Consider the following 15414-nt stretch of genomic DNA (forward strand, 5'->3'; position numbering starts at 1 on the left):
GTGGGAGGGGGGGTCGGGGGGGGGGAGGAGGGGGGGGTGAACGGGGGGGGGGGGGGGGGGGGGGGGGGAGGGGGGGGGTGAGCCCCCCCCCCCCCCCCCCCCCCCCCCCCCCCCCCGCGTCCCGTACGGGTCAGACCTTGGCCTTGCCGAGGATGCGGTTCACTGTTGTACCGCACACCGGGCACTTGCCCTTGGCCATGTTCATGCCGGTCTTCGAGACCTCCACGCGGCCCTCGAAGTCCCGCTTCTCCTTGCACTTCACGCAGTAACCGTTGTAGGTCTGGGCCTGGTCGGCCACGGTAGCCCTCCTCGTCTCCTCCGCCGGACATGCCGTCCCGGCGCGTTTCCCTGCGGCGGGCCACGCGTGGCGCCGGCGCCGGGGGGTTCTCGGCGGCCACGCTCGTGACCGCTGGTTGGCGGACCCTACCCAGGTCTGGGCAGTTCCATGTCAGCTGTGCGCCGACTCTGTGAGCTAGTCGACGTCGAGAGTGTGCATGCAGCATTACGTCGGATAAGTCAGTTTGGCGGGGACACGCCGGGTGAACACGCTCAGATCCCCCTTCAGGAGGCCCCCGCGCGGCGGTCCGCCCGTAGATCACCTAACGTGACTCAGGGCCTGGAGGTGACGCTCCGGAGTGCCGGGCGGGTCTTCCGCAAAGAATTTTTTCAGGACTCCTGACGACCAACCGTCATTTTCCGGGCGCGTGTCGTCGTGTTGACTCTTGCGGACCCCTGGTCAGTACGCATTAGCTTTCCCTCGTGACAGTCATCCGAGGCTGCGCGGACCAGTGATGGCCGGGACGCGGAAGCCCGTCGTCGAGGTGCGGCGCAGTCAGCGCCGGCGACGCACGGTGTCCGCGTACCGGGACGGGGAGCGGGTCGTGGTGCTCATCCCCGACCAGTTCTCCCGGGCCGAGGAGAGCGAGTGGGTCGACCGGATGCTGGCCCGGCTCGCCGCCCGGGAGGGGCGGCTCGCCCGCTCCGACGCCGAACTGCTGGCCCGGGCGACCCGGCTGATCAACCTGTACCTGCCCGAGCACGTCGTCGCGGCCGCCCCCGCCAGCGTCCGCTGGGTCACCAACCAGAACGGTCGCTGGGGCTCCTGCACCCCCGCCGACCGCACCATCCGGATCTCGCACCGGATCCAGGACATGCCCGACTGGGTGGTCGACTACGTGCTCCTGCACGAGCTGACGCACCTGATCGTACCCAGCCACAACGCCGCGTTCTGGGCGCTGGTCGGCCGGTACTCGAAGACCGAGCGTGCCCGCGGCTACCTGGAGGGCGTCGCCTCCGCCGTCGGCGTGACCCTGGCCGACTGACCGGCTGCCTGATCCACTCGGGTTGCGGCACGGCGTCCCTTCTCGGCCGATCGACGTCCCGCTTCTCCGCGACACGAGTCGATCATGCCGAGACGGCGGTGCGGGTTAGGGTCGGGCATGGCACGACGTGTGGTGGTGGCGTTGCTCGGACCGGTGGCCTGGACGCCCCCGGGGATCGACCCGGTCCGGTGGCGCGCCGCGCTCGCCGAGGACGTGGTGGACCTGCTGGCCACGCTCAACGAGGTGGAGACCGCGGTCGCGGTGACCCCGGGGGAGCGTTGGCTGGCTGACGAGGTGGTCTGGCCCGGCACGGCGGTGTTCGAGGTGCCGGAACCCACCGCCAACGCCGTCTTCGCCGCCCTGGCCCCCTCCGCCGGACCGGTGGTGGAGGCCGCCCCGGCCGGCGACCCCGCCCCGCCCGCCGGCACCGCCCCGCCCGCCGGCACCGCCCCGACCGCCGGCACCGCGCCGACCGGCGAGACCGCGCCTGCCAGCGAGACCGCGCCGACCGGGTACGACCAGGCGGCCGTGGTGGTCGCCGACGCGCCGGACGTGCCGGGGCTCACCCTCGGCAAGCTGCTCCGACCGCTGTCCAGCCGGCCGGTTGCGGTGGCCCCGGCGGAGGGGAGCGGCCCCGGCCTGCTCGGCGTGGCGGCCCGGCTGCCCGTACCGGACTGGCTGCCGACGGTGGACCTGGACACGGCCGCGCCGGCCGAGGTGCGCGCGGCCGCCCCGCGCCCCGGGGACGTGGCGGTCACCGCCGGCTGGCGCCGGCTGCGCGGACCGGCCGACCTCGCCACCCTCGACCCGGCCTTCGAGGGCTGGGAGGCCACCCGCGCCCTGCTCTCCGGCCGGACCGGCTGACCCGCCGGACCCGCCCCGCCGCCGGGAACGCCCGCCGGGTACCGCAAGATCCGCACAATCGCCGCGAAAGGCCACGTCTTCGCTGCGGTGGTGCGGATCTCGGCGGTGCGGATCAGGACTTGTCGTCGTCCTCGCCCGGGGGCTGCTCCTCAGGGGCGCCGGGGGCGCTGAAGTCGAAGTTCGCCAGCTCCTCGTCCAGGTCGGTGCTGGTCGCCGCGAACGCCTCCGGGTTGGCGAAGTCGTCGTCCGAGGGGAGCAGGTCGGGGTGGCCCCAGACCGCGTCCCGGCCGGCGATCCCGCGGTGCTCGGTCAGCGCCGCCCAGAGGACGGTGGCCTCGCGCAGCCGGCGCGGCCGCAGCTCCAGGCCGACCAGGGCGGCGAAGGTCTGCTCGGCCGGCCCGCCCGCGGCCCGACGGCGGCGGAACGCCTCGCCGAGCCGTACGACGTTGGGCAGGCGGTCGCCCGCGGCGCTGTCCACCACGTGGCACACCCAGCCCTCGACCAGGGCGAGCACCGTCTCCAGCCGGGCCAGCGAGGCCTTCTGGGCCGGAGTGTCCTCGGGAGTGAAAATGCCCTCCAGGGCGATCGCCTGCATGGACTCCGGGTCGGTCGGGTCGACCCGGCCCATCGCCTCCTCGATCGCCTCCCGGTTGACCCGGATGCCCGCGGCGTAGTTCTCCACCGCGGTGAGCACGTGCCCGCGCAGCCACGGTACGTGCTGGAAGAGCCGCTGGTGGGCGGCCTCGCGCAGGGCCACGTAGAGGCGGACCTCGTCCTCGGGCAGCTCCAGGCCCTCGCCGTACACGCGGATGTTGGCCGGGATGAGCGCGGCGGCGCCGGCCGGGCCGAGCGGCAGGCCGATGTCCCCGGCGGAGAGCACCTCGGCGGCGAGCGAGCCGAGCGCCTGGCCGAGCTGGCCGCCGAAGAGCGCACCGCCCAGCGTGGCGACCATCGACTGCATCGGGCCGAGCTGGGCCCGGGCCTCCGGCGGCACCAGGTCGCCCATCGCGCCGACCATCCGGCTGGCCACCGGGTCGCAGAGCTTGCGCCAGACGTCGAGGGTCTTGTAGATCCACTCGTTGCGGTTCCAGGCGACCGACGACCGGATGCCGGAGGGCCACGAGGTGGCCGGCTCCAGCCAGAGGTCGGCGATCCGGAGCGCCTCCTCCACCGCGTTGCGTTCGAACGGCGAAACCGCCGGGTCGCCGTTGGCGGCGAGCTGGCTCGCGGCCACCTGACGGGCGAGGTCCCAGTTGACCGGCCCGCTCCCCGGCGCGGAGAGCAGGTGCTGCAACTGCGACATGAACTGCTGCATCTGCGCGGGATCGTTGGGGTCTGGTGGTTGCCCACCCGGGAGCGCGAAGCCGAACGGAATATCAGGCACGTCGTCTACGGTACGCGTGCCGCGCCGCAGGTCGCGCCGCCGGCGTTGCGCTGACGGCGAAGTCCGGCAGTCACCGCGCCGGACGTCCCCGCCCGGATCGGTACGCTCTGCCCCATGAGACGTCGCGGCGTGACCGTCCTGCTCGGTGCACTGCTCACCGCCCTGCTCAGCGTCGGCGTGCTGAGCGTGCCCATCCCGTACGTGGTGCTCGGCCCGGGCCCGACGGTCAACACCCTCGGCACCGCGGACGGCAAGGAGATCATCCAGGTCACCGGGCGGGCGACGTCCACCTCCGCCGGTCAGCTGCGGCTCACCACGGTCGGCGTGCAGCCCACGGTCCGGCTCCGCTCCGCGCTGGCCGGCTGGTTCTCCAGGGACGAGGCGGTGGTGCCGCGCGAGCTGGTCTACCCGCCGGGCGAGTCGCAGGAGGAGGTCGAGAAGCGCAACGCCGAGGACTTCCAGAACTCGCAGACCAGCGCGGAGACCGCCGCGCTGCGTGAGCTGGGCTTCCCGATCCGGGTGCTGGTGAAGGCGGTCACCCCAGGCGGGCCGTCGGTCGGCGTGTTCAAACCCAACGACGTGCTCACCTCGGTCGACGGCCAGCAGGTGACCAGCGTCGCCAAGCTCACCGAGCTGATCCGGGCCAAGCCGGCGGGAACCGAGCTGAAGATCGGCTACACCCGCGCCGACGTGCCGGGCACCGCCACGGTGACCACCCGGGAGCAGGACGGCCGGCCGCGGATCGGCATCGAGATCGATCAGCAGCAGCCGCACCCGTTCACCCTCAAGATCGACCTGGGGGACATCGGCGGGCCGAGCGCCGGGTTGATGTTCGCCCTCGGCATCGTCGACAAGCTGGAGCCGGCCGACCTGACCGGCGGGAAGGTCATCGCGGGCACCGGCACGATCGACGACGAGGGCCGGGTCGGACCGATCGGCGGCATCGCGCAGAAGCTGGTCGGCGCGAAGGAGGCCGGAGCGAAGGTCTTCCTGGTGCCCGCCGACAACTGCGCCGAGGCGGTCCGCAACCCCCAGCCCGATCTGCCGTTGCTCAGGGTGACATCGCTGGACGACGCGCTGAAGGCGCTGGAGACGCTGCGCGCCGGTGGGCAGCCCACCCGCTGCTGACCCGGCCGGTTGCGGTCGCGCGAGGATCGTGACGTGACCTTGACCCGACGTGTTCAGGAACACCCCGTACTCTGGGTGCCTGGTCGGAGCCGATCACATCGAGCGTGCGGAGCCAACAGTGGTCATGCGTAGCAGTCCCCTGCCGAGGATGAGCCGGCGCGGACGCGTCACCATCGGGGTCCTGATCGGGGTGTTCGTGCTCTTCACCCTGCTCGGGTGGGGAGTCAACGCGTGGACCGACTGGCTCTGGTTCGACGAGGTCCGCTACACCCAGGTCTTCACCGGCGTCCTCGCCACCCGGCTGCTGCTGTTCCTCCTGGTCGGGCTCGGCATGGCGCTGATCATCGCCGGGAACCTCTGGCTGGCGTACCGGCTGCGGCCCCAGCTGCGCCCGCACTCCCCGGAGCAGGCCACCCTCGAGCGCTACCGGGTGCTGCTGAGCCCCCGGCTCGGCACCTGGATCGCCGTGGTCTCCGCGGTGATCGGGCTGTTCGCCGGGCTCTCCGCGCAGAGCCGGTGGGGCCAGTGGCTGCTGTTCCGCAACGGCGGCAGCTTCGGCGTGAAGGACCCGGAGTTCGGCGTCGACATCGGCTTCTACGTCTTCCAGCTGCCGTTCTGGCGTTACCTGCTCGGGGTCGGGTTCACCGCGGTGGTGCTGTCCCTGCTCGGCGCGCTGGCCGTGCACTACGTCTTCGGCGGGGTGCGGCTGCAGGGCGTCGGGGACCGGATGACCAATGCCGCCCGCGCCCACCTGAGCACGCTGGTCGCCGTCTTCGTCCTGCTCAAGGCCGTCGCGTACGTGCTGGACCGGCGGGCGATGCTGCTCGAGTACAACGAGGGTGCCAAGCTCTACGGCGCCGGCTACGCGGACGTGAACGCGCTGCTCCCGGCGAAGGAGATCCTGGCGTACATCTCGATCGTGGTGGCGATCGTGATCATCGTGTTCTCCAACGCGGTGATGCGGAACCTGGTCTGGCCCGGCATCGCGCTGGCCCTGCTCGGCGTCTCCGCGGTGGCGATCGGCGGCATCTACCCGTGGGCGGTGCAGACCTTCGAGGTCAAGCCGAGCGCCCGCGACAAGGAGGCGCCGTACATCCAGCGCAGCATCGAGGCGACCCGGTCGGCGTTCGGGCTGACCGACACCAACATCAAGTCGTACGCGGCGAGCAACCTCACCCCGCCGGCCAGCCTGGCCACCGACACCTCGGTGGTGCAGAACGCCCGGCTGCTCGACCCGCAACTGGTCTCCGAGACCTACACCCAGCTCCAGCAGGTGCGCGGCTTCTACGACTTCGGGCCGAAGCTGGACATCGACCGGTACACGGTGGGCGGCAAGACCGCCGACTACGTGGTCGGCGTCCGGGAGATCAACTACGGTGAGCTGACCCCGCAGCAGAGCAACTGGATCAACCGGCACACCGTCTACACCCACGGCTACGGCCTGGTCGCGGCCCCGGCCAACCAGATCTGCAACGGCCTGCCGTACTTCGTCTCCGGCTTCCTCGGCGAGCAGAGCAAGGAGGAGCAGGGCTGCTCCTCGCCGACCGAGCAGATCCCGGCGCAGCAGCCGCGGATCTACTACGGCGAGCGGATGGAGTCCGACGACTACGCGATCGTCGGGCAGACCGGGGACCGCAACGTCGAGTTCGACCGCCCGACCTCGACCGGCGGCGAGCAGTACTACACCTACACCGGCGAGGGCGGCGTCAAGATCGGCTCGTTCGGCCGCCGGCTGCTCTACGCGATCAAGGAGCAGGAGTCGAACTTCCTCCTCTCCGAGCAGCTGAACCAGAACTCCAAGCTGCTCTACGTGCGTAACCCGCGGGACCGGGTGGAGAAGGTCGCGCCGTTCCTCACCCTGGACGGCGACCCGTACCCGGCGGTGGTGAACGGGCGGGTCCAGTGGATCGTGGACGGCTACACCACCGCGGCGACCTACCCGTACGCGGACCGGGTCAACCTCCAGGCCGAGACCGCCGACGAGCTGACCGGGCGGGGCACCTTCCAGCTCGCCCGGGAGAACGTCAACTACATCCGCAACTCGGTCAAGGCGACGGTCGACGCGTACGACGGCACGGTCCGGCTCTACGCGTTCGACGACACCGACCCGGTGCTCAAGGCGTGGAACAAGGCGTTCGGCGGCGACCTGGTGCTGCCGAAGGCGGACATCCCGCCGGAGCTGGCGGCACACTTCCGCTACCCGTCGGACCTGTTCAAGGTGCAGCGCAACCTGCTCACCCGGTTCCACGTCACCGACCCGGGCGACTTCTACTCGGGGCAGGACTTCTGGCAGGTGCCCAACGTGCCGGACGCGCCGGACAGCGGGCAGAAGCAGCCGCCGTACTACCTCTACACGCAGTTCCCGGGCCAGGACGCGGGGCCGCGCTTCCAGCTCACCTCCGCGGTCACCCCGAACGGCCGGCAGAACCTCGCCGCGCTGATCTCCGGGTCGTACGTCGACGGCCAGCCCCGGCTGGAGGTGCTGGACCTGCCCGACCAGACCCGCACCGCCGGGCCGGTCCAGGTGCACCAGCAGATGATCAACACCAACTCGAACATCCGGCAGCAGCTCAACCTGTTGCAGTCCAACCAGGCGCAGGTGCTGTACGGCAACCTGCTGTCGCTGCCGTTCGGCAACGGCATGCTCTACGTCGAGCCGGTCTACGTGAAGAGCAACCAGCAGGACGCCTACCCGCTGCTGCAGAAGGTGCTGCTCTCGTACGGTGACGGCGGTTCCTACATGGTGCTGGCGGACAACCTGCCCGACGGCATCAAGCAGCTCGTCGAGCAGGGCAAGCGGGCCGCCTCGGGCAACCCGCCGCCACCCGGCGGGGAGGTCACGCCGCCCGGCGGCGCCGGCCCGCCGGCGGTCAGCGGGGAGCTGGCCCAGGCCGCCGACCGGGTGCAGAGCGCGATCGGCGAGGTCCGGGCCGCCCAGGCGTCCGGCGACTTCGAGCGGTACGGGCGGGCGTTGAAGGCGCTGGACGAGGCCATGACCGCCTTCCAGGACGCGCAGGCGGCGGCCGGACCATCGGGGAGCGGCAGCCCGTCCGGGCCGCAGTCGGCCTCGCCGTCCCCCTCGCCGAACGGCTGACGCCCACCCGACCACGCAGGCCCGTGGCCCGGAACCCGTAGCGGTCCCGGGCCACGGGCCTGTCACGTTCCGGACGCGATCCCCCGCAACCCGAGTTCCGGTTCCACCGTCATCAGAACAGGTGGACCGGAGGGAGGCGGACTCTTAATGCGGGACGTGAACAGCTTCGACGACTTCTACCGCAGCACCTCGGCGCGGATGCTGCGGTACGGCTACGCGGTGGCGGACGACCCCGTCGAGGCCCAGGACCTCGTCCAGGAGGCCTACGCGCGGGCCTGGCGGCAGTGGGACAAGCTGGTCGCCCATCCGGCCCCCGAGGCGTGGCTGCGGCTGGTGATCAGCCGGCTCGCCACCGACCGCTGGCGGCGGTTGCGCCTCTGGCGGCTGGCGGCCAGCCGGACCGGGCCGCCGGACGACGTACGTCCACCGGGCGAGGAGACCGTCCTGCTGGTCGGCGCGCTCCGGCAGTTGCCGGCCCGGCAGCGACAGGCCCTCGCTCTGCACTACCTGTTCGACATGTCGGTGGAGGAGGTCGCCCGGGAGGCCGGCGTTCCCACCGGCACCGTGAAGTCCTGGTTGGCCCGTGGCCGTGCCCGGCTGGCCGAGCTGCTGCCCGGCGTGGTCACCGAGGAGCTGGAGGTGAACGATGTCGCGTGATCTGACCCGCCTCTACCGGTCTCTGGCCGCCGACACCGACGAGCGGGTGCTGCCGGCCCCGGACCAGCTGCGTCGGCGCGCCGACCGCCGGGCGCGCAACCGGGGCGCGCTGGGCGCCCTGGCCGTCGCGATGCTGGTCGCCGGCACCGCCGCCGGTTCGCGGATGGTCCTCACCGCCGGGCCGGACACCGCGCCGGGCCCGCCGCCGGCCGCCAGCCCCACCGGCACTCCGTCGGCGGCGCCCACCAGCGCGACGCCATCGCCCTCGCCGAGTCGCACCGCCCCGCCCTCGCGTACGCCGGCCGCGTCGCCGACGACGGGCACGGGGCCGACGGTGTCCACCCCGACGAGCATCCCGGACCGGGCCTTCTTCACTCTGGCCCCCGGGAACGACACCGGGGATCCGGGGACCTTCGTGGGGAATCCCGTGCTGCCCGACCTGTGCGGCGCGACGCCGGGCGAGGCGCAGATCGTGCGGCGTCGGGTGCGGACGATGCCGTTCACGATGCCGGACGCGCCGCCGGCGTCGGTGCCGGCCGGGCTGTACCGGCACGGCATCACGATCTACCGGGCCGGCCGGGGCGACGACGCGCTGCGGGAACTGCTCCGGGCCGTGCGGGACTGCCCGGAGCAGCCGCTGTACGGAAGGTCGGACGTCTCCTCGACCCAGCGCCTGCTGGCCGACGGCGGGTACGGCGACGAGTCGGTGCTGTTCGAGATCCGCCACCCGTACCTCGACGTCAACGGCGACCAGACCGGCGGCGAGGAGGTCCACCTGGTCCGCGCGATCCGTCTCGGCGACGTGGTCACCGTGCTCTGGGAGCAGGGCTGGGAGGGCGGCTCGACCGACCGCGCGCAGTTCGACGCGGACAGCCGGCGGGCGGCCGAGGCGCTGCGGAGATGGCTGGGGTGAGGGCCCGTTTTGCGCCCCCTGGGCCGGTGCGCTACGGTGGACGAGCCGACGCGGGGTGGAGCAGCTCGGTAGCTCGCTGGGCTCATAACCCAGAGGTCGCAGGTTCAAATCCTGTCCCCGCTACTCGTCGCGAAAGGCCCCGGAGTTCCGCTCCGGGGCCTTCGTCATGTCGCGAGCCGTCGGGTCGCGAACCGGCCGCCGGGCCGGATCGGGGGACCCGGCTGATCTCCACGGCGAGGATGCGATAGGCTGTACGAGCCGACGCGGGGTGGAGCAGCTCGGTAGCTCGCTGGGCTCATAACCCAGAGGTCGCAGGTTCAAATCCTGTCCCCGCTACTCGTCGCGAAAGGCCCCGGAGTTCCGCTCCGGGGCCTTTCGCCGTTTTCCCGCCACCTGCGGAGAGCCGCCGGCAGGGGCTTGCCGAAAAATCTGAGAAAGTACGTTCGAAGTATGTCTCTCAGAAATCCCGGCCATGAGGGCAACCCGTACGGCGACCTCGAGCTGACCAACCCGACGGCGATGCGGGCGCTCTCCCATCCGGTCCGGCTGGCCATCCTGTCGCGGTTGCAGCGGTACGGCCCGGCGACCGCCACCGAGCTCGCCGAGCACGTCGGGGCGACCCCCTCGGTCACCAGCTGGCACCTGCGGCACCTGGCCGGTTTCGGCCTGGTCCGGGACAGCGGGACCGGTGGCGACGCCCGGAAGCGGTACTGGGCGGCGAGTGCCCGCGGCTTCCGGTTCACCTTCCCCGAGGATGAGGAGGGGCAGGCCGCCAGCCAGGTGCTGAGTCGCGCCATCTTCACCCAGTACGCGGACCTTCCCCGACGCTGGATGTTCGAGGTCGAGCCGGATCTCGCGCCGGAGTGGCGACGGGAGGCCGGCCTGTCGAACACCACCGTCCGGCTGACCGCCGCCGAGCTGGCCGCCGTCAACGCCGCGATGGAGCAGGTGCTCGCGCCGTACGTCACCCGGGACTTGGACGACCAGCCGACGGACGGCCGCCACGTACGGTTCATGCGCTACGTGCTGCCCGAGGCGGAGGAGCGGTGAGCGGCCCGGAGCAGCGCCGCCGCCCGCTGCTCCACGAGCCCGGCTTCCGGTCCTTCTTCCTGGCGCACACCGTCTCGCAGTTCGGCGACCGGATCTCCGAACTGGCCTTCCCGCTTCTCGCGGTGCTCCTCCTCGACGCCACCGCCGCCCAGGTGTCGGTGCTGACCGCGCTGGTGTGGCTGCCGAACCTCGCCGGGATCCTCCTCGGCACCTGGGTGGACCGGCAGCCGAACAAGCGGCGGCTCCTGGTGGCGGCCGATCTGATCCGGGCCGCGTTGCTCGCGACGGTGCCGATCGCGTTCGCGTTCGACGCCGGCACGCTGGTCCAGCTCTACGCCGTGGCGCTGCTGACCGGGGCCGCCTCGGTGCTGTTCAACACCACGTACCCGGCCTTCTTCGTGCTGCTGGTGGACCGGTCCGGCTACCTGGCGGCGAACAGCGCGCTCAGCGCCAGCCGGTCCGTCTCGTTCATCGCCGGTCCGGCCCTCGGGGGTGTGCTCGTCCAGGCGTTGACGGCGCCGATCGCGATCGGCGTGGACGCGGTCTCGTTCCTGCTGTCCGCGCTGGGTGTCGGCCGGGCCCGCCTCGTCCGGGCCGGCGGCACCGGCGACGCGGCGACCGGTCGGCTGTGGCAGCGGGCCCGGGAGGGGATCCGGTTCACCCTCGGCCACCCCGTGCTGCGGGCCGGCCTCGGCTGCGCGGCCACCGTCAACTACTTCAGCTTCATCTTCAACGCCCTGCTCGTGCTCTTCGCCAGCCGTACGCTCGACCTCCCCGCCGGGCTGCTCGGCCTGGCTCTCGGGGGCGGCGCGGCCGGCGGCCTGCTGGGCGCGGTCGCTGCGCCGCGCCTGTCCGCCCGGATCGGCGTGGGCCGCTGCATCGTGCTCGGCGCCGTCGTCTTCCCGGCCTCGATCGTCCTGGTGGCCGTCGCCGGAGGCCCGCTCTGGGCGCGGGTTGCGCTGGTGGCGGGAGCCGAGTTCCTCTCCGGGGTCGGCGTGATGCTGTTCGACGTCAACCTCAACGCGCTCAACGCCACCGTCATCCCCGACAGCCTGCGCAGCCGGGTCTCCGGGGCGTACTCGACCATCAACTACGGGGTCCGGCCCCTGGGGGCGCTGACCGGCGGAGCGCTCGGCAGTTGGCTGGGCCTGCGGCCCACGGTGTGGATCGCGGCGATCGGCGGGACCCTGTGCGTGCTCTGGTTGCTCCCGTCGCCGATCCCGAGGGTGCGCTCGCTGGACCAGCTCGACGAGGGCCGCCGGGCCGGCAGCCTCGCCCCGGCGGGGCGATGAGCGTCGGGCGGACCGGGTTCGTCGTGCCCGCGCCGCCCGGGTTGCGCCGCTCGGCGAGGATGAGGGCATGTCTGCTTGGAACAGGTGGTGGGGACGGCTCGGCGCGGTCCTCGGTGCGGTCGTGCTCTCGGTGTTCGTGCCGGTCGCGGCCTGGGCGTCCACGGGCACCGGCGAGCTGGTGGTGGAGGCTGCCCGGCGGCGGCCCCGGGGCGGTGGCGGCTTTCTCGGGCTGCTCTGCTGCCTCCCGGTGGTCGTCGTGATCGTGCTGCTGGTGCTGCTACTGATGCGCAACCGGCGCGGCGGACCGCCGCGCTGACCCGCGCCCTCGGCCGCGGTCCGGTCCAAGTGGCCGGGCCGGGGCGGGGTTACGCGGCCAGAGCCGCGTTCGCCTGCGCCATGAACTTCGAGGTCGCCGTCCGGGGCCCGGCCTGCTTCGCGCGGATGCTCTCCGCCGTGGCGATGAGGAGGGTACGGACCCGCGCGTGGCCCTTGGGCGGGGGAGCGGGCGCCGGACCCATCAGGTCGGCGAGATCGGTGTCGAGGGCCACCATCCGCTTGACGGTCCGGTCGGTGCTGCCATCGGTGACGAACCGCCGGACGGAGACGCTCGGGTTCAGCCCGCGCTCGGTGCCCAGGATCCGACCGGCGGCCACGTTGTTGGTCAGAAAGTTGATCACGTCGACGACCACCCCGGGCTGGCGGGTCCCCCGGAACGCGGCCCAGTACATCGACGCCCGCGGCCACTGCGCGGCCGGGGTGCCCGGCAGGGCGACCATGCCGAGCTCGTCGTCGGTCAGGCGCTGGAGTTCCGGGAACTGGTGCGACCAGGCGAAGGACGCCGCCGCGTGCCCGGTGACCACCAGCTGCTTGGCCGGCTCCCCGGTGTCCGCCAGCTCCACCAGCGCGGCGCTCGGCGTGGCGCGGTCGGACCGGGCCACCTCCCAGAACTCGAACCAGTCGAGCAGTTCGGCGGAGCTGAAGCCGAGCTGGCGACCCTGATACAGCTCACCACCCTGCCCGCGCAGCCAGAGCCAGAGCGCCCGGTAGTCGCCGGAGGGGTCCATCGTGCCGGCCACCCGGTTGCCGGACGTCCGGGTGACCTGGGTCGCCCAGCCCACGTACTCCTTCCAGGACATGCCGGTGTGCGGTTCGGGCACCCCGAGGCGGCGCAGCAGGTCCCGGTTGTAGACCAGCGCGGCGTTGGTCTGCGCGGCGGGAACCGCCATGGTCCGCTCGTCCACCCGGCCGTACCGGGCCAGGTTCTCCGGCAGGCCGCGCAGGTCGAGCCGGCCGTCCGCGACGTACCGGGTGAGGTCGAGGACGATCTCCCGTTGGGCGTACTCGGCGAGCACGGTGTCGTCGACCTGGAACAGGTCGGGCACGTTGCCGCCGGTGGCCTGGGTGGCGAGCCGGTCGTAGTAGCCGCTCTGGCTCTGCCAGGTGATCCGGAAACGCACCCGGGGGTTCTGCTGGGAATAGAGGCGCAGCGCCTTCTCGGTGGCCTCGGCCCGCTGATTGCCGCCCCACCAGAAGACGGACAGCTCGATCGGCCCGTCGTCGGTGCGGGTCTGCTCGTCCGGGGAGCAACCGGCCAGCCCGCCGCCGAGCAGCGGCAGCCCGGTCAGCGCGCCGAGGAGCCGCCGCCGGTCGAGGCCGGGGCGGGACGCGGGCTGCGGAGCGGGCACGGGGTTCTCCTGGGGCGGCGGTGGCGGACGGACCATTTACACAGGCCGCGGGCGGGGGTGTCAACGCCGTCCCGGCGCGCCTCGGGTCCGGGGCCGGTGCAACGGTCGGTGGCCGCGCCGGGCGGGGCACCGCTCCCATGGTGTACTAACGCCGTGGAACTTCTGCACTCGGGCAAGGTCCGGGACGTCTACGCCGACGGCGACGACCTCATCCTGGTCGCCTCCGACCGGATCTCCATCTACGACGTGGCGCTGCCGACCCCGATCCCGGACAAGGGTCGCCTGCTCACCGCCCTGTCGCTGTGGTGGTTCGAGCAGCTCGGCGACCTGGTGCCGAACCACGTCATCTCGGCCACCGACGTGCCGGCGGAGTTCGCCGGCCGGGCGATCCGCTGCCGGCGGTTGGAGATGGTCCCGGTGGAGTGCGTGGCCCGCGGCTACCTGACCGGCGGCGGCTTCGCCGAATACCAGCGCACCGGAGCGGTCTCCGGCGTGGAGTTGCCCCGGGGGCTGATGGAGGCGTCGATCCTGCCCGAGCCGATCTTCACCCCGTCGACCAAGGCGCCCAAGGGCGAGCACGACGAGCCGATCACGTACGCCCAGGTGGTCGACAAGGTCGGTGTGGAGACCGCCGAGCGGCTGCGACAGATCACCGTCGACATCTACTGCCGGGGCGCGGAGATCGCCGCCGACCGGGGCATCCTGGTCGCCGACACCAAGATCGAGCTGGGCTGGGCTCCGGACGGCACCCTGGTCCTCGCCGACGAGGTGCTCACCTCCGACTCCTCCCGGTTCTGGCCGGCCGAGTCGTACCAGCCGGGCCGCGCCCAGTTCTCCTACGACAAGCAGTACGTCCGGGACTGGGCCACCGGCAGCGGCTGGGACAAGCAGCCGCCCGCCCCCGAGGTGCCGGGCGAGGTGGTCGAGGCGACCCGGGCGCGCTACGTCGAGGTCTACGAGAAGCTCACCGGCAACCGCTGGGACTGACCGGGACACTCCCCGAACCGGGCGGTGATCGACCCCGGATTGCGGCAGTCCGGCGTGTGCCGGCGGCGGGACGCGGCGGGTCGCCGCAAGTCGGGCCGGCGCAGGACCGCGAGAACTGCGCGCGGGGGATCCCTGCCGCGCTCAACGCGGCGCGGCCCCGGGCCGACGCCGGTCACCGGCGGCCACCTGTCCCGACCCGGACCGGTGCGACGTGCGGCAGGGCGACCTCCTGGCGAGTGCCCTGCTCCGAAGGTCTCGATCTACCACCGCCCGAGCTGGAATGGGCCCGTATGGTGGTCGGTTGTACCGGGACATGCAAGATGATCTGGACTCGCCCGGCGGTATCCATCCTCTGCTGGCGGGACGGTTCAGCCCCTACAGGTTCGACCCCTCGGCCGTTGTCGACGACTACTCCGTCGGCTTGCTGTTGGAAGCCGCGCGGTGGGCACCGTCCGCCGGAAATTCCCAGCCATGGGGGTTCTACGCGAGCCGGCCCGGGGAGCCGGAGCACGAGCGGGTGGTGCGCCACCTCGCGCCCAGCTCGGCCCGGTGGGCGCTGGACGCCGGCCTGCTCGTCGTCACACTGGCGCGCCGTCACGTCGGCGACCCGCAACTGGCCTACTCAGAGTTCGCGGACTACGACCTCGGCCAGGCCGTCGCCCACCTAACCGTCCAGGCTCAGGCGATGGGACTGGCCGCCCACCAGTTCCGGGCCTTCAACCTGGAAGGCCTCACCGAAGACCTGCACCCGGACCCGGGATGGGCGATCGTGTCCATGATCGCGCTTGGAAAGGCGGCCGACGAGCCGCCGAGGAGCCGCGACCGGCGCAGCATCGCCGACCTGCGTTCTGCCCCCTGGTCGCTGTCCGGGCAGCGCTGTGCCCGGCAGATCCTCCGAGCGGAGGAGGATCACGGTGCGGGATGTGATTCACCGGCGCCACCCGGTTCAACAAATTCGCCGTGCGCTACGCAGCCACCAGTCACCTCGCTGCCATCAACGAGTGGCTGTGGCCGACTTCGACACCGGCTTTCCGGCTT

General features: G+C 72.4%; 14 protein-coding genes and 2 tRNA genes. 13 read left to right on the forward strand and 3 right to left on the reverse strand.

Annotation, left to right across the window (positions count from 1 at the left end):
- Positions 1-130 precede the first annotated feature (130 nt).
- Positions 131-298, reverse strand: a complete 168-nt coding sequence (locus ACL02O_RS30345; RefSeq protein WP_012014940.1) for a DUF5679 domain-containing protein — start codon at positions 296-298, stop codon at positions 131-133.
- Between the two features lie 493 nt (positions 299-791).
- Here ACL02O_RS30345 and ACL02O_RS30350 point away from each other — a divergent pair, with 493 nt between their 5' ends.
- Both ACL02O_RS30350 and ACL02O_RS30355 read left to right on the forward strand, forming a co-directional pair.
- Positions 792-1322 carry a M48 metallopeptidase family protein gene (locus tag ACL02O_RS30350; RefSeq protein ID WP_412821604.1) on the forward strand — a complete coding sequence of 177 codons (531 nt, stop codon included), beginning with the start codon at positions 792-794 and terminating at the stop codon, positions 1320-1322.
- 117 nt (positions 1323-1439) lie between these two features.
- A complete protein-coding gene (locus ACL02O_RS30355) occupies positions 1440-2186 on the forward strand; it encodes a hypothetical protein (protein ID WP_412821605.1) in 747 nt (248 codons plus the stop codon).
- A gap of 112 nt (positions 2187-2298) precedes the next feature.
- Here the strand turns inward: ACL02O_RS30355 and ACL02O_RS30360 are convergent, their stop codons facing one another.
- Entirely contained in the window at positions 2299-3501 is a 1203-nt protein-coding gene (locus ACL02O_RS30360) for a zinc-dependent metalloprotease (protein ID WP_412821616.1), read from the reverse strand.
- Between the two features lie 183 nt (positions 3502-3684).
- Between ACL02O_RS30360 and ACL02O_RS30365 the strand changes: the two genes are divergently transcribed.
- The 9 genes from ACL02O_RS30365 to ACL02O_RS30405 all read left to right on the forward strand — a co-directional run bounded on the left by ACL02O_RS30365 (position 3685) and on the right by ACL02O_RS30405 (position 12020).
- A complete protein-coding gene (locus ACL02O_RS30365; protein ID WP_412821606.1) occupies positions 3685-4698 on the forward strand; it encodes a YlbL family protein in 1014 nt (337 codons plus the stop codon).
- Positions 4699-4822: 124 nt separating this feature from the next.
- The gene (locus ACL02O_RS30370; protein WP_412821607.1) at positions 4823-7792 is read left to right on the forward strand and encodes a UPF0182 family membrane protein; all 2970 of its coding nucleotides are present in this window, start codon (positions 4823-4825) and stop codon (positions 7790-7792) included.
- 147 nt (positions 7793-7939) lie between these two features.
- Positions 7940-8449 (forward strand): SigE family RNA polymerase sigma factor, encoded by a 510-nt coding sequence (locus ACL02O_RS30375; RefSeq protein ID WP_412821608.1) that lies wholly within the window; start codon positions 7940-7942, stop codon positions 8447-8449.
- Positions 8439-9362 (forward strand): hypothetical protein, encoded by a 924-nt coding sequence (locus ACL02O_RS30380; protein WP_412821609.1) that lies wholly within the window; start codon positions 8439-8441, stop codon positions 9360-9362. Before ACL02O_RS30375 ends, ACL02O_RS30380 begins: the two co-directional genes overlap by 11 nt.
- A gap of 49 nt (positions 9363-9411) precedes the next feature.
- Positions 9412-9485: transfer RNA gene (locus ACL02O_RS30385), tRNA-Met, on the forward strand.
- 139 nt (positions 9486-9624) lie between these two features.
- A tRNA-Met gene (locus ACL02O_RS30390) sits at positions 9625-9698 on the forward strand.
- Between the two features lie 114 nt (positions 9699-9812).
- Positions 9813-10412 (forward strand): ArsR/SmtB family transcription factor, encoded by a 600-nt coding sequence (locus ACL02O_RS30395; protein ID WP_412821610.1) that lies wholly within the window; start codon positions 9813-9815, stop codon positions 10410-10412.
- Positions 10409-11704, forward strand: coding sequence for an MFS transporter (locus tag ACL02O_RS30400; protein ID WP_412821611.1), 1296 nt, complete (start codon positions 10409-10411; stop codon positions 11702-11704). Before ACL02O_RS30395 ends, ACL02O_RS30400 begins: the two co-directional genes overlap by 4 nt.
- A 67-nt stretch (positions 11705-11771) precedes the next feature.
- Entirely contained in the window at positions 11772-12020 is a 249-nt protein-coding gene (locus ACL02O_RS30405; RefSeq protein ID WP_412821612.1) for a hypothetical protein, read from the forward strand.
- 49 nt (positions 12021-12069) lie between these two features.
- On the opposite strand, the gene ACL02O_RS30410 is transcribed toward ACL02O_RS30405, so the two are convergent.
- Positions 12070-13389 carry an ABC transporter substrate-binding protein gene (locus ACL02O_RS30410; RefSeq protein WP_412821613.1) on the reverse strand — a complete coding sequence of 440 codons (1320 nt, stop codon included), beginning with the start codon at positions 13387-13389 and terminating at the stop codon, positions 12070-12072.
- A gap of 153 nt (positions 13390-13542) precedes the next feature.
- Here ACL02O_RS30410 and ACL02O_RS30415 point away from each other — a divergent pair, with 153 nt between their 5' ends.
- A complete protein-coding gene (locus tag ACL02O_RS30415; protein WP_412821614.1) occupies positions 13543-14376 on the forward strand; it encodes a phosphoribosylaminoimidazolesuccinocarboxamide synthase in 834 nt (277 codons plus the stop codon).
- Between the two features lie 301 nt (positions 14377-14677).
- On the forward strand, positions 14678-15414 hold a 737-nt coding region (locus ACL02O_RS30420; protein ID WP_412821615.1), incomplete at its 3' end, for a nitroreductase family protein.

The organism is Micromonospora mangrovicola (assembly GCF_047200535.1).
Lineage (GTDB): Bacteria > Actinomycetota > Actinomycetes > Mycobacteriales > Micromonosporaceae > Micromonospora.

What these genes read in the sequence shown, in the direction of transcription:
- ACL02O_RS30350 (WP_412821604.1), top strand. Translation starts at nt 792, where the DNA reads ATGGCCGGGACGCGGAAGCCCGTCGTCGAGGTGCGGCGCAGTCAGCGC.
- ACL02O_RS30355 (WP_412821605.1), top strand. Translation starts at nt 1,440, where the DNA reads ATGGCACGACGTGTGGTGGTGGCGTTGCTCGGACCGGTGGCCTGGACG.
- ACL02O_RS30360 (WP_412821616.1), bottom strand. Translation starts at nt 3,501, where the DNA reads ATGCAGCAGTTCATGTCGCAGTTGCAGCACCTGCTCTCCGCGCCGGGG.
- ACL02O_RS30365 (WP_412821606.1), top strand. Translation starts at nt 3,685, where the DNA reads ATGAGACGTCGCGGCGTGACCGTCCTGCTCGGTGCACTGCTCACCGCC.
- ACL02O_RS30370 (WP_412821607.1), top strand. Translation starts at nt 4,823, where the DNA reads ATGCGTAGCAGTCCCCTGCCGAGGATGAGCCGGCGCGGACGCGTCACC.
- ACL02O_RS30375 (WP_412821608.1), top strand. Translation starts at nt 7,940, where the DNA reads ATGCGGGACGTGAACAGCTTCGACGACTTCTACCGCAGCACCTCGGCG.
- ACL02O_RS30380 (WP_412821609.1), top strand. Translation starts at nt 8,439, where the DNA reads ATGTCGCGTGATCTGACCCGCCTCTACCGGTCTCTGGCCGCCGACACC.
- ACL02O_RS30395 (WP_412821610.1), top strand. Translation starts at nt 9,813, where the DNA reads ATGTCTCTCAGAAATCCCGGCCATGAGGGCAACCCGTACGGCGACCTC.
- ACL02O_RS30405 (WP_412821612.1), top strand. Translation starts at nt 11,772, where the DNA reads ATGTCTGCTTGGAACAGGTGGTGGGGACGGCTCGGCGCGGTCCTCGGT.